Source organism: Pseudomonas sp. NFACC02 (assembly GCF_900110765.1).
Classification (GTDB): Bacteria; Pseudomonadota; Gammaproteobacteria; order Pseudomonadales; family Pseudomonadaceae; genus Aquipseudomonas.
Map to the genome: position 1 here is coordinate 15,068 of NZ_FOEO01000030.1, position 13,317 is coordinate 28,384.

15 protein-coding genes are annotated in these 13,317 nt (G+C 61.2%); 13 read left to right on the forward strand and 2 right to left on the reverse strand.

The genetic code is table 11. The features are described from left to right. The first annotated feature begins 31 nt into the window (after positions 1–31). The 5 genes from BMY73_RS20505 (at position 32) to BMY73_RS20525 (ending at position 5,895) form a co-directional block, all read left to right on the forward strand. On the forward strand, positions 32–1,135 hold the full coding sequence (locus BMY73_RS20505; protein ID WP_062381884.1) for an ABC transporter ATP-binding protein: 1,104 nt from the start codon (positions 32–34) through the stop codon (positions 1,133–1,135). Between the two features lie 33 nt (positions 1,136–1,168). Further along, positions 1,169–2,686 carry a mannitol dehydrogenase family protein gene (locus BMY73_RS20510; protein WP_062381885.1) on the forward strand — a complete coding sequence of 506 codons (1,518 nt, stop codon included), beginning with the start codon at positions 1,169–1,171 and terminating at the stop codon, positions 2,684–2,686. Between the two features lie 39 nt (positions 2,687–2,725). Further along, on the forward strand, positions 2,726–4,207 hold the full coding sequence (gene xylB / locus BMY73_RS20515; RefSeq protein WP_092409304.1) for a xylulokinase: 1,482 nt from the start codon (positions 2,726–2,728) through the stop codon (positions 4,205–4,207). A gap of 23 nt (positions 4,208–4,230) precedes the next feature. Next, entirely contained in the window at positions 4,231–5,172 is a 942-nt protein-coding gene (locus tag BMY73_RS20520; RefSeq protein ID WP_092409306.1) for a carbohydrate kinase family protein, read from the forward strand. A 114-nt stretch (positions 5,173–5,286) separates the two neighbouring features. After that, on the forward strand, positions 5,287–5,895 hold the full coding sequence (locus BMY73_RS20525) for an FMN-dependent NADH-azoreductase (protein ID WP_092409308.1): 609 nt from the start codon (positions 5,287–5,289) through the stop codon (positions 5,893–5,895). Here the strand turns inward: BMY73_RS20525 and BMY73_RS20530 are convergent. Beyond that, a complete protein-coding gene (locus BMY73_RS20530) occupies positions 5,890–6,309 on the reverse strand; it encodes a winged helix-turn-helix transcriptional regulator (protein WP_062381889.1) in 420 nt (139 codons plus the stop codon). The genes BMY73_RS20525 and BMY73_RS20530 overlap by 6 nt on opposite strands. A gap of 85 nt (positions 6,310–6,394) precedes the next feature. On the opposite strand from BMY73_RS20530, the gene BMY73_RS20535 reads away from it, so the two are divergent. The 3 genes from BMY73_RS20535 (at position 6,395) to BMY73_RS20545 (ending at position 8,878) form a co-directional block, all read left to right on the forward strand. Next, complete coding sequence (locus BMY73_RS20535; RefSeq protein WP_092409310.1) at positions 6,395–7,252, forward strand: SDR family oxidoreductase; 858 nt, start codon at positions 6,395–6,397, stop codon at positions 7,250–7,252. Positions 7,253–7,451: 199 nt separating this feature from the next. Continuing rightward, complete coding sequence (locus BMY73_RS20540; protein ID WP_092409312.1) at positions 7,452–7,760, forward strand: RcnB family protein; 309 nt, start codon at positions 7,452–7,454, stop codon at positions 7,758–7,760. 188 nt (positions 7,761–7,948) lie between these two features. Beyond that, positions 7,949–8,878, forward strand: coding sequence for an AEC family transporter (locus tag BMY73_RS20545; RefSeq protein ID WP_092409314.1), 930 nt, complete (start codon positions 7,949–7,951; stop codon positions 8,876–8,878). 39 nt (positions 8,879–8,917) lie between these two features. Here the strand turns inward: BMY73_RS20545 and BMY73_RS20550 are convergent, their stop codons facing one another. Continuing rightward, entirely contained in the window at positions 8,918–9,676 is a 759-nt protein-coding gene (locus tag BMY73_RS20550) for an SDR family NAD(P)-dependent oxidoreductase (protein WP_092409316.1), read from the reverse strand. Positions 9,677–9,800: 124 nt separating this feature from the next. On the opposite strand from BMY73_RS20550, the gene BMY73_RS20555 reads away from it, so the two are divergent. From BMY73_RS20555 to BMY73_RS20575, 5 genes are all read left to right on the forward strand, one after another. Further along, a complete protein-coding gene (locus tag BMY73_RS20555; protein ID WP_092409318.1) occupies positions 9,801–10,706 on the forward strand; it encodes a LysR family transcriptional regulator in 906 nt (301 codons plus the stop codon). A 141-nt stretch (positions 10,707–10,847) separates the two neighbouring features. After that, positions 10,848–11,117 (forward strand): BufA1 family periplasmic bufferin-type metallophore, encoded by a 270-nt coding sequence (locus BMY73_RS20560; RefSeq protein ID WP_062381895.1) that lies wholly within the window; start codon positions 10,848–10,850, stop codon positions 11,115–11,117. Positions 11,118–11,186: 69 nt separating this feature from the next. Continuing rightward, entirely contained in the window at positions 11,187–12,029 is an 843-nt protein-coding gene (locus tag BMY73_RS20565; RefSeq protein WP_092409320.1) for an MNIO family bufferin maturase, read from the forward strand. Beyond that, positions 12,014–12,769 carry an HvfC/BufC N-terminal domain-containing protein gene (locus BMY73_RS20570; protein WP_092409322.1) on the forward strand — a complete coding sequence of 252 codons (756 nt, stop codon included), beginning with the start codon at positions 12,014–12,016 and terminating at the stop codon, positions 12,767–12,769. Before BMY73_RS20565 ends, BMY73_RS20570 begins: the two co-directional genes overlap by 16 nt. A 62-nt stretch (positions 12,770–12,831) precedes the next feature. Further along, complete coding sequence (locus tag BMY73_RS20575) at positions 12,832–13,302, forward strand: DoxX family protein (protein ID WP_092409324.1); 471 nt, start codon at positions 12,832–12,834, stop codon at positions 13,300–13,302. Positions 13,303–13,317 lie beyond the last annotated feature (15 nt).

Sequence of the window (13,317 nt, forward strand, 5' to 3'; positions counted from 1 at the left end):
ATGTATTTGAAGAATAAGACTGGAGCCCCACATGGCTAACCTGACAATCAGAAATCTGCAAAAAGGCTTCGATGGCCACCAGATCATCAAAGGCATCGACCTGGACGTCAAAGACCGTGAATTCGTGGTCTTCGTCGGTCCGTCCGGCTGCGGTAAATCAACGCTGTTGCGCCTGATCGCCGGCCTCGAAGACGTGACCAGCGGCAGCATCGAACTCGATGGCCGCGAGATCACTCAGGTCACCCCCGCCAAGCGTGACCTGGCGATGGTGTTCCAGACCTATGCGTTGTATCCGCACATGACCGTGGGCAAGAACCTGTCTTTCGCCCTGGACCTGGCGGGCACGCCGAAAGCCGAGGTCGAGAAGAAAGTCGCCGAGGCCGCGCGCATTCTGGAACTGGGCCCCTTGCTTGAGCGCAAGCCCAAGCAACTCTCCGGCGGTCAGCGTCAACGCGTGGCCATCGGCCGCGCCATCGTGCGTAACCCGAAAATCTTCCTGTTCGACGAACCGCTCTCCAACCTCGACGCGGCGCTGCGCGTGCAGACCCGTCTGGAACTGTCGCGACTGCACAAAGAGCTCGAAGCGACCATGATCTACGTGACCCACGATCAGGTCGAAGCCATGACCCTGGCCGACAAGGTGGTCGTGCTCAACGGCGGGCGCGTGGAACAGGTGGGTTCGCCTCTGGAGCTGTACCATCACCCGGCCAACCTGTTCGTCGCCGGCTTCCTCGGCACACCGAAGATGGGCTTTCTCAAAGGCAAGGTCAGCCGCGTCAGCAGCACCGGCTGCGACGTGACCCTGGACGCGGGCGCCACCATCAGCCTGCCGTTCACCAACGCACAACAGAGCGTCGGCGATGCGGTGACATTGGGCATTCGCCCGGAACACCTGGAACTCGCCAAAGAAGGCGATTGCCAGCTCCAGGTGGTGGCCGACGTCAGCGAACGGCTGGGCAGCGACACCTATTGCCACGTGCGCACGAACTCCGGTGAAGCCCTGACCATGCGCATCCGCGGCGACCTTGCCAGCCAGTACGGCGAAACACTGAACCTGCACCTGGACAGCACCCATTGCCACCTGTTCGACGCACAGGGCCAGGTCATTCGCAAGGCCCTGCAAGCCGCCGCCTGAGCCGACGCCCCTCAAGAATCCGAGACCGTAGTCATGAAACTGAACAAGCAGAATCTTTCTAACCTGGGTGCTGGCATTGCGGTGCCCGCCTACGCCCTTGAAGACCGTCGTCAGGGCATCGCCCACATCGGTGTGGGTGGTTTCCATCGTGCGCATCAGGCGTTCTATACCGACGCCCTCATGTCTCTCGGTGCGCAGGACAAGAGCGGTGAAGGCCTGGACTGGGCCATCTGTGGCGTCAGTCTGCGCGAGGAAGACCGCGCCAATTTCGAAGCCCTGAAGAGCCAGGACTTTCTGTTCACGCTGTTCGAACTGGGTGATACCCCGGACACCGAAACCCGCATCATCGGCTCCATGAGCCAAATGCTGATGTCCACCGACAATGACCTGGCGCTGATCGACAAGCTCGCCAGCCCGGAGATCCGCATCGTCTCCTTGACCATCACCGAAGGCGGTTACTGCATCGACGACAGCACCGGCGAGTTCATGAGCCACCTGCCGCAGATCCAGCATGACCTGCAGCACCCGGCCACACCGAAGACCGTGTTCGGTTACCTGTGCGCCGCACTGGCCAAACGCCGCGCCGAAGGCACTCCGGCGTTCACGCTGATGTCCTGCGATAACCTGCCGCACAACGGCGCGGTGACCCGCAAGGCGCTGCTCGCCTTTGCCAAGGAGCGCGATGCCGAGTTGCACGACTGGATCGCCGAACACGTCAGCTTCCCCAACGCCATGGTCGACCGCATCACACCGATGACCAGCACGGCGCACCGCCTGCAGCTGCACGACGAAAAAGGCATCGATGACGCCTGGCCGGTTGTCTGCGAACCGTTCGTGCAATGGGTGCTGGAAGACAAATTCGTCAACGGTCGTCCGGCCTGGGAGAAAGTCGGCGTGCAGTTCACCGACGACGTCACGCCTTACGAAGAAATGAAGATCAAGCTGCTCAACGGCAGCCACCTCGCCCTGACCTACCTGGGCGCGTTGAAGGGCTACCGTTTCGTTCACGAAACCATGAACGATCCGTTGTTCGTCGACTACATCCGCACCTACATGGACCTGGACGTCACCCCGCAACTGGCGCCGGTTCCGGGCATCGACCTGACCGACTACAAGCAGACGCTGATCGACCGCTTCTCCAATCAGGCCATTGCCGACCAACTGGAGCGTGTGTGCTCCGACGGCTCGTCGAAGTTTCCCAAATTCACCGTGCCGACCATCAACCGTCTGATCGTCGACGGCGGCAACATGGACCGTGCTTCGCTGGTGGTCGCGGCCTGGGCCTTGTACCTGCAAGGCAATAAAAACGGCGACTTCAAGGGTGAGAACGGCGTCGATTACAAGGTCGTCGACCCACGTGCCGATTTCTGCAAGGCGCTGGTGGCCGATGACGTGCTGGTCACTCAGCGCCTGCTGGAAGTCGAAGAAATCTTCGGCGCGGCGATTCCGAAATCCGCCGAATTCGTGGCATCGTTCGAACACAACCTGAACAGCCTGAAGCAATTGGGCGTCAGCAAAACCCTGGAAAACCTGTTGGCGAAAACCGTCTGAGCTGACAGGTAAATCTGAGCGCTGGGTAAAGAGGTGAACATGTTTCTTGGCATCGATTGCGGCACCCAAGGCACCAAGGCCATTGTCCTTGATGCCGTCAGCGGCAAGGTCCTGGGCGAAGGCTCGGGCGCGCATCACATGATCAGCGGTGCCAACGGACGCCGCGAGCAGGATGTGCAGGAATGGCTCAACGCCTTCGAGCAGGCCACCGCCGCCGCGCTGGCGCAGGCTGGTATTTCCGGTGCCGAGATTCAGGCCATCGGCGTGTCCGGGCAGCAACACGGGCTGGTGATGATCGACGAACTGGGCCATGTGTTGCGCCCGGCCAAACTCTGGTGCGACACCGAGTCCGCTCCGGAAAACGACCGTCTGCTCGACTATTTGGGCGGCGAAGCCGGCTCACTGGAGCGCCTGGGCATTGCCATCGCGCCGGGCTACACCGTGTCCAAGCTGCTCTGGACCAAGGAGCAGTTCCCCGACCTGTTCGCGCGTATTGACAAGATCCTGCTGCCTCACGACTTCCTGAATTACTGGCTGACCGGGCGCTGCTGCAGCGAGTTCGGCGACGCTTCGGGGACGGGCTATTTCAACGTCCGTACCCGCGAATGGGACCTCGACATCCTGCAGCACATCGACTCGACAGGCCGTTTGGTCAAGGCCTTGCCTCAGTTGCTGGATGCCCATGAAGCCGTTGGCAAGATTCTGCCGGCGATCGCTGAGCGCCTGGGCATCAACCCCAACGCCATCGTTTCCAGTGGCGGCGGCGACAACATGATGGGCGCCATCGGCACCGGCAACATCGCACCGGGCTCGATCACCATGAGCCTGGGTTCCTCCGGCACCGTGTATGCTTTTGCCGACGAAGCCAACGTCAGCGCCCAACCGTCGGTGGCGACGTTCTGTTCCTCGTCCGGCGGCTGGTTGCCGCTGATCTGCACCATGAACCTGACCAATGCCACCAGTGCCATCCGCGAGCTGTTTGCCCTGGACATCGGTGCGTTCAATGCCGCGATCGCCTCCTCGCCCATCGGCGCCCAGGGTGTGCTGATGCTGCCCTTCCTCAATGGCGAGCGCGTGCCCGCCCTACCCCACGCCACCGGCAGCATTCTGGGGCTGGACAGCACCAACCTGAATCAGGCCAACCTGTGCCGCGCGGTGGTCGAGGGTACGACGTTCGGGCTGCGCTACGGTCTGGACTTGCTGCGTGACAGCGGCATCAAAAGCGCTAACATCCGCCTGATTGGCGGCGGGGCAAAAAGCGCGATCTGGCGCCAGATTGTCGCCGACATTATGGACACCCCGGTGATCTGCACCACCGGCGCCGAGGCCGCGGCGCTGGGCGCAGCGATACAGGCGGCGTGGTGCTATTCGCACGCCCGGGGCGCCGGCGAGTCCCTGCAGGCCCTGAGTGAACGTTGCGTCAGCGTCGATCCCGACAGCGAGACCCGACCGGTGGCCGAGCATGTGGCGGCGTATCAACAGGTCTATCAGCACTACCGCAATCAATTGCAGGGCGTTTAACCCACGCCCTTTATGGAGCCCCTATGTATCTGGTTTGTGGCGAAGCACTGTTCGACTTTTTCAGTCAGCCGGACGTCGATGGCAAGCGTAATCGCATCGGCTACCAGGCCGTCGCGGGCGGTTCACCGTTCAACGTTGCCGTAGGCCTTCGCCGCCTGGGCGTGGAAGCCGGTTTCTTTGCCGGTCTGTCCACCGACTATCTGGGCAAGCGTCTGGCGACGGTGCTTGAAGAAGAAGGCGTGCGTGACGACTTCCTCGTTCACTTCGACGCCCCCACTACCCTGTCGATGGTCGCTGTCGGAACCGATGGTTCGCCGCAGTACAGCTTCCGCGGCGAAGGCTGCGCCGACCGGCTGCTGACCGTGGAGCAACTGCCCGCGCTGGACGACAGCGTCCGCGGGCTGCATGTCGGCTCGTTTTCGCTGGTGGTGCAGCCGGTCGCCGATGCGTTGCTGACGCTGGTGCAACGCGAGAGCGGCAAACGCCTGATCACCTTCGATCCCAATGTGCGCCTGAACCCGGCGCCGAGCATCGACCTGTGGCGCGGTCAGGTGGCGAAATTCGCCGAGCACGCGCACCTCATCAAGGTCAGCGATGAGGACCTGCACCTGCTGTACCCCGATTCAGACGCCGAAACGGTCGCCATGGGCTGGCTAAAGCACAATTGCCAACTGGTGATCATGACCCGGGGTCGTCAGGGCGCCAGCATTTTCACTCGCGAACTGGGCACCTGGTCGGTCCCGGCCCGTGAAGTGAAAACCGCCGACACCGTCGGGGCTGGCGATACCTTCCAGGCTGCATTGATCACGTTCCTCACCGAACGCGGGCTCGATACCCCGGCCAGCCTGTCTTCGCTGGATCGGCAAACGCTGACGCAGATGCTGGACTTTGCCGTGGCGGCCGCGGCGGTCACCTGCACCCGCGAGGGACCGGACTTACCGTATAGGGACGAGGTGATTTTATAAGGCCATGCGTGCGGGTCCCCGTATTTCGGGAACACCGCTTTCGGACGGGGCACGCGACGCATTCTTCTGCTATCACTGATGCTCCCACTTACATCACGTGGAAGGACACCCGCCATGCCCCATCTGCTGTACATCGAAAGCTCACCGCGCAAGCAGCGCTCCGCCTCGATCGAAGTGGCCACCGCGTTCATCGAGGCCTGGAAAGCCCGGCACACCATCGCCACGGTGGACACGCTGGACGTCTGGAACACGCCGCTCCCGGAGTTCGACGGCGCGGCACTGGATGCAAAATACGCCGGGATAATGGGTGTCGAACGCCCCCCTGAACAGACACAGGCCTGGGATCAGATCACCGAGCTTGCCCAGCGCTTCATCAAGGCCGACATCATCCTGTTCGCCGTGCCCATGTGGAATTTCGGCGTTCCTTACAAGCTCAAGCACCTGATCGATGTGGTCAGCCAGAAAGACCTGCTGTTCACGTTCGACGAGCGCGGTCTGAATGGCTTGCTCGATGGTCGCAAGGTCGTCGTGATCGCGGCGCGCGGTGCGCCACTGGACCGCGCCGAACATCAGATCGCGTACCTGACGACCTGGAGCGAAATGGTAGGCATCGACGAACAGTACAACGTGGTCATCGAGAAAACCTTGCTGGGCCCCGAGGTCGACGCCGAATCGCGCCAGACCGCCACAACGGCGGCCGTCGATCTCGCTGCAACGTTATGAGTCTTCAGCCGTCGTCTTGCGAGTCTGCCGTGCGTCCATGATGCGCGGCAGGTTTTGCTCAATCCACGTGGTCAGCCCGTTCACCTGCATGGCCACTTCTTCGCCGAGCGGCGTCAGGCTGTATTCGACGTGAGGCGGGACCACCGGCAACGCCTTGCGATCGAGGAACCCGTCCTGTTCGAGGCTCTGCAGGGTTTGCGAGAGCATTTTCTCGCTGACCCCGCCGATCTTGCGCCGCAATTCACTGAAGCGGTGCGTGCCGTCCAGTAACACCACCAACACCAACACCCCCCAACGGCTGCAGACATGGTTGAGGATTTCCCGCGAAGGGCAATCGCGCGCCAGGATTTCGCCCATGCGAATGCGCTCGAGCAGCGAAACATTTTCCGCCGACGGGCCGGAAATATCGTTCATGACACTTACCTTTTTGTACGTACTTACTAAAGGTTAGCATGAAGCCTATGCTGAACGCACATTCATTGTCTTCAAGGAAATCATCATGATTGTCATCACCGGTGCATCGGGTCAGCTTGGCCGTCTGGTTATTGATCGACTGCTGCAAAAAATCCCTGCGTCAGGGATCGTCGCCGCCGTGCGCAGTCCTGAAAAAGTGGCCGATCTGGCAGCCAAAGGCGTGCATGTTCGCCAGGCCGATTATTCGCAACCCTCCACACTCGATGGCGCGTTCGCCGGCGCGAAAAAGATTCTGTTGATTTCGTCCAGCGAAGTCGGTCAGCGCGCCGCTCAACACCAGTCCGTGATCGACGCGGCGAAGCGCGCCGGGGTTGAACTGCTCGCCTACACCAGCGTGCTGCATGCCGACACGTCGCTGTTGGGATTGGCCGAAGACCATCGACAGACCGAAGTGGCGCTCGCCGCCTCTGGCGTCCCGGGCGTGTTACTGCGCAACGGTTGGTATCACGAGAATTACACCGCCGGGATTGCGGGAGACCTGGCCCATGGCGCGCATTTCGGCAGTGCCGGTGACGGTCGCATCAGTTCGGCGGCGCGCGCCGACTACGCCGATGCAGCGGTGGCGGTTTTGACGTCCAGTGACGATCAGGCAGGCCGTGTCTATGAACTCGCGGGGGACGCGTCTTACAGCCTCACGGAGTTCGCGGCCGAAGTGAGTCGTCAGACGGGAAAACCCGTGGTCTACACCGATCTGCCGGAAGCGGCATATAAAGCGGCGCTGCTGCAGGCCGGTTTGCCGGCGTTCGTGGCTGAGTTGCTGGCGAACTCCGATGCGGCCGCGGCCCAGGGCGCGTTGTTCGACGAGGGGCACCAGTTGAGCAAGTTGATCGGCCGGCCCACGACGCCACTGGCCGTCAGCGTGGCTGCAGCTTTAAAGAGCTGACACTTGACCTGTGGGGCGAAGTCATTCGTGGGAGCGTGCAGGCGAGAAAGACGGGCCAAATGCACCACCGTTTCGCGAATGAATTCGCGCCCACAGGTTTATGTGTGCCTGCGACACCGGTGTAAATCATGGAATGATTCACGCCTGACAGGGTCGGAGCTAGTGAACAGCGCATTACGCACTGGATAAGGAGCTTCGAATGAAAAACAAATCGCTCATCGCCGGGCTGACGATTCTGGGCTGCGTTTCGCTTGCCAGTTTCGCCTTGCAGGCCGAAGAGGCACCTGCGCAGACTGTTCAATCCTCCAAAGACAACCTTCGCGATCTCGAAAAAGGGGACCGCGCACCGGAAAAATTCCAGCGCCCTGGCGCCGCCATCAAGGACTGGAAGGCCAAAGGTCTTAAAGAGCCCGCTAAACAAAGCCAATGGGTGCGCATCAACGACAAGTACGTCGAAGTGCAAACCACCAACGGCCAGATCACCGACATCACCCCCGTCAAGAAATAAGCCCCTTCAGCGCCCGAAATCGCTCGGGCGCCCCTCCCGCTACTCCCACCGACCGCTCTGGATCAGGGCTCGACGCCCATGAACCCAATGCCCGGCGCGCAAGAAAGGTTGGACGCTAACGATTTCCGACTTTACTCTTGGCCGCTTGTTTCAACGTGTTGCAGTCAAACACCTGGGGCCGAGATCCGATGTCATCCGTTTTAAATGTCCTGTTGCCGATCTTCGCCTTGATTCTGGTCGGTTATCTCTGCCGTCGCACCAACCGTCTCGGCCCGACTGCCGCATCCGAAATCAACCGGATGGTGGTGTGGTTATGTCTGCCCGCCTTGTTGTTTACGGCGACCGCAACGGCCACATGGGAACAAATCTGGCACCCCGGATTCGTCGTGGTGTTCACCCTTTCGACGATGGTGATGTTCGTCATTACCCTGCTGATCCGGCGCAAGAAAGCCGGGCATTTTGCAGACGCCAGCATTGACGCACTGAGCGCTTCCTACGCCAACACCGGTTATATCGGCATCCCGCTGTGCGTCATGGTGCTCGGGCAAGACGGCCTCGAACCGGCCTTGATCGCCTCGCTGCTGGTGGTCTGCGTGCTGTTCGGGATTGCGCTGGTGTGCATCGAGATCGGCTTGCAAAGTGAAGCACGGGTGCATCGAATCGTCCTCAAAGTGCTGAAGGCACTGGCGAAGAATCCGCTGGTGGTGTCGCCGATTCTCGGCGCTTGCTGGGCGTCGACCGGCCTACCGTTGCCCGGGGCGCTGGACAAGTTCCTCAGCCTGTTGGGCGCGGCGACGACCCCGTGTGCGCTGATTTCCCTCGGGCTGTTTCTGGCCCACAAACAACAAGGCCCGCGCCATGGCACGAGCCTGTTGGTAGGGGTGAAACTGATTGCCCATCCACTGTTGACCTGGTTCCTGGCGTTTCACGTTTTCCACCTGCCACCGTTGTGGGCAAACGCTGCGCTCTTGCTCAGCGCGTTGCCCACGGGCACCGGCCCCTTCATGCTGGCCGAGTACTACAAACGCGAGGCGTCGGTGGTGTCCGGCACGATCCTGATCTCGACCCTGGCCTCACTGGTGACCTTGTCGTTGTGCATCTATTACATCAACGGGTAGTCCTCAGCCGTACCCACGCGTGAAGGCAGGGCTGTCAGCTCAAACAAACATCCCGCCAGACGCCTCGATGCGTTGCGCGGTGATCCAGCGTCCGCCGTCACTGAGCAGCATCGCAATCGCCGCACCAATGTCATCGGGCAACCCGGCCCGTTTCATCGCGGTGTTCGCGGCCACCCAGTCATTCACGTCCTTGTTGTCACGCACGGTGCCGCCACCGAAATCGGTTTCGATGGCGCCAGGCGCCAACGCATTCACCGTGATGCCACGGGGACCCAGCTCGTTGGCCAGATAACGCGTCCAGACTTCAATCGCGCCTTTCATCGAGGCGTAGGCGGCGTAGCCGATGGGCGAGAAGCGCGCCAGACCGGACGACAGGTTAACGATGCGACCGCCGTCGGCAATCAGCGGCAGGAGTTTCTGGGTCAGAAAGAACGGCCCTTTAAAATGCACGTTCATCAGTTGATCGAACTGCGACTCGGTGGTGTCGGCACAGCTGGCGTACAGGCCAATACCCGCGTTGTTCACCAGAAAGTCAAAACGTTCAGTGTTGAAGTGAGCCTTGAGCAGTGCCGCCACCTGTGTGGCGAAGGCCTCGAACCCACTGCTGTCGCCCACGTCCAGTTGCAGCATCCTGGCCTTGCCGCCCAACGCCTCGATCTCGGCAACAACGCTTCGCGCTTCGTCTTCACGGCTGCGGTACGTGCCAATGATATCGATACCCTGTCTGGCAAGGTGCAGGGCTGTGCTCTTGCCCAGGCCACGGCTGGCCCCGGTGATGATCGCGATTTTGTTGCCCATGTTCCTGTCCTCGAGTGGTTGTGTTCAGTCAGTGAGGAACAGAGTATTGTTCGGCAGGGCTTTAATAAATTCCCTTCAAACGAAATGACTGATCGAAAACTACGAACAATCTGGAGGAACAGCGATGAACAAACTCGACCTGCTGAGGACCTTCGTTCGCGTTGCCGAGCTGTCAAGCTTCACATTGGCCAGTGACGCGCTCGGCCTGCCCCGTTCCAGCGTCTCCGAGCAGATACGTGCCCTTGAGCAATTGATGAATACACGCCTGCTGCTGCGCACCACCCGCAAGGTGCAAACCACCCCGGACGGTCAGGTGCTGTATGAGCGCAGCAAAGATCTGCTGGCACAAATGGACGAAGTCGAAAGCCTGTTTCGCCAGGACAGTGCCGCACTCAGTGGACGTCTGCGGGTCGACATGCCCACGGCCGTGGCACGCAGGCTGGTGCTGCCACGCTTGAAGGAATTCATCGACCTGCACCCTCTCATCGAAATGGAAATCAGCAGTACCGATCGCCGCGTCGACCTCGTGCGCGAAGGTTTCGACTGCGTCATGCGGGTGGGCGAGTTACCAGACACGTCGCTGGTCGCACGCAACGTCGGCCATCTGGACATGGTCAACTGCATCAGCGCAGGCTACGCCGAACGTCACGGTGTGCCGCACACGCTGGAAGAGCTGCAGCAGCACCTGCTGATCGATTACGTCAGCGCGTTTGGCGCAGGCACCTCGATGTTCGAATACCGCCGCGACGGCAAGGATTACCGCGTCACCATGCCCTGCAGCGTCAAAGTGAACAACGTCGAAGCCTACGAAGCGGCCTGCCTGGGCGGACTGGGTATCATCCAGGCGCCGCTGTTATCCAGGGAATACCAACTGCAACGGGGCGAGCTGGTGGAAATTCTGCCCGACTACCGGCCTGCTCCGATGCCCGTTTCACTGCTTTACGCCCACCGCCGACATTTGCCGCAACGTTGCCGGGTGTTCATGGACTGGATGGAAAGCCTGTTGGTGGAGTACGGCGTGGTGAAGTAATACCCGAACGTTTTAAAAATATTTTCAACCGGCTGTAACCGTCTTCGTTTCTCCAGCGAACTACCTTTCGGATCAGATGCACAGCGTCACTCACACGCCGGTGCTGCGACCACCCTCAATCAAGGTAATTGGAGAAACAACATGAACAACCTCAAACTCGCTGCCGCCGCTCTGGCTTTCGCTTCCATGGCTACCGGCGCAATGGCCGCTGAAAAATCCGACGCTCCAGCGATGGAAAAATGCTACGGCGTGGCCATGGCTGGCAAGAACGATTGCAAAGCGGGCGCTGGCACCACCTGCGCAGGCACCGCCAAGACCGACTACCAGACCAACGCCTGGAAGAACGTTCCAGCCGGCACCTGCACCTCGATCAAAACCCCGCACGGCATGGGCTCGCTGACCCCGATGTAATTCGGGCGCTAGCGAAAGCGAACGCGCGAAGCAACACCGTAAACACCATCGCAAGGGCAGGCGTCGATCATGAACACATCACTCACACTGGGTGCCGGACTGGGCCTGAAGGCCGACCACTACGAAGCCGCGTTTGACTGCGCTGCCAAGGGTCTTTGGTTTGAAGTCCATCCGGAAAACTACATGATCGACGGCGGCCCGCGCCTGGCATGGCTGGAAACGATCGGCAGCCGTCACCCGCTGTCGCTGCACGGCGTGTCTCTGTCATTGGCGGCCGATTGCGCGCCCGACGTCGACCACCTGCAGCGGCTCAAGACACTCGTCGACCGCGTTCAGCCAGCCCTTGTTTCCGAGCACCTCGCCTGGTCCACCTGGCGGGGTCAGTACCACCCCGATCTGCTGCCCTTCCCTCGCACCGGGCACGCCCTGCAGCGGATCGCCGACAACATTCAGCGCACGCAGGACGTTCTCCAGCGGCGCATCGCCGTCGAGAACCCGAGTCACTACGTGCACCTTGAAGGTCACGAGTTCAGTGAAACCGACTTTCTCGCCGAGCTGAGCGCCCGCACCGGCTGCGGCCTGTTGCTGGACATCAACAACGTGTTTCTCAGCGCCCACAACATGGGCTATGACGCCAACGCCTACGTCGACGCGTTTCCCGGCGAGGCCATCATGGAAATTCATCTGGCCGGGCACAGCACCGACCCCGGAGGCGCTGCCTTGCTCATCGACTCTCACGACGCCCCGGTGGCAGAACCGGTCTGGGCCTTGTACCGGCGCTTGATTCAACGCGCAGGACCACGACCGACGCTGATCGAGCGGGACGACCACATCCCGCCGTTCAACGAGCTGTTACTGGAACGTGACCGTGCTCAATCCCTGCTGGAGGGGCTGCCATGCAACCGTCTCTGACCGATTTCCAGGACCTCTTCGTCGAGGCCTTGTACAACCCCGAAGCCGACACGCTCACCCTGCTCACCGATCAACCCGGTTTCTCGGTGTACCGCAACACGGTGATGAAGGGTGCGGTGGATGCCTTGCAAGCCAGCTTCCCCACCGTGGAGCGCCTGGTAGGCAGCGACTGGTTCGTGGCGGCGGCCGCGATCCATGCACGGCACGCGCCACCGGTCGATGCCCGGCTGGTGTTTCACGGTAGCGGCTTTCCCGAGTTTCTCGACCGCTTCGAGCACGCGCAGCCGATGCCGTACCTCGGCAACGTGGCGCGGCTGGATCTGCTGTGGAACCAGTGCCATACGGCTGCGGAAGAACCCGGTATCGATGTCACCCGCCTCGCCAGCCTGCGCCCTGAAGAGCTGGCCACCCTCGTGCTCAAACCCCGTCGTGCCTCGCAATGGCGGTGGTTTGCCGATCAGCCGGCATTCACGATCTGGCGGCACAACCGCGAACAGACTCCGATGCCGGAGGCGCTTGCCTGGCACGGCGAAGGGGCGCTGCTGGTCCGCAGTGGCGGCGTCGTCACCTGGCATCCGCTGACGGTTGGCGAGTGCGCCTTTCTCGATGCCTGTAAAGCGGGAGCACCACTGGAACACGCCGCGCAACAAGCGACAGAAATCGAGCCGTCGCTGGACATACTGGACCTGCTGACTCGTCTGGTCGGCGCCGACGCCTTTACAGCAACCGAGCCTGCCTGACGGCCCAACCCGAACCTGACAGCCCTGACTTAAGGGCAACCCAAGGGCAAATGGAGAACACCATGGACACCGTACGCACCGAACATGCGGGGCATAGATCCCTGCGCGCCATCTGGGGCCGTGCCGCAGACCGGCTTCACGTATTGATCAACGATTCGCTGCTGTCACTGGTCGCACGCTTCGCCATCGCCGGCGTGTTCCTGATGTCTGGCCGCACCAAGGTGGAAGGGTTTCTGACCATTACTGACAGTACCTACGAGCTGTTCCGCACCGAATACAAACTGCCGCTGGTGCCCCCGGAAATCGCCGCGCACATGGCGGCCTACGCCGAACACCTGTTTCCGCTGCTACTGGTGCTGGGCTTGTTTTCACGGTTGTCGGCGTTTGCGTTGCTGGGCATGACCACCGTGATCGAGGTGTTCGTCTACCCCGACGCCTGGGCCACCCACCTGACCTGGGCCGGACTGCTGCTGATCATCATCGCCAAGGGCGCGGGCAAACTGTCGCTGGATCACAGACTGGGGATTAAATAGGACGGCGTTTTGTCA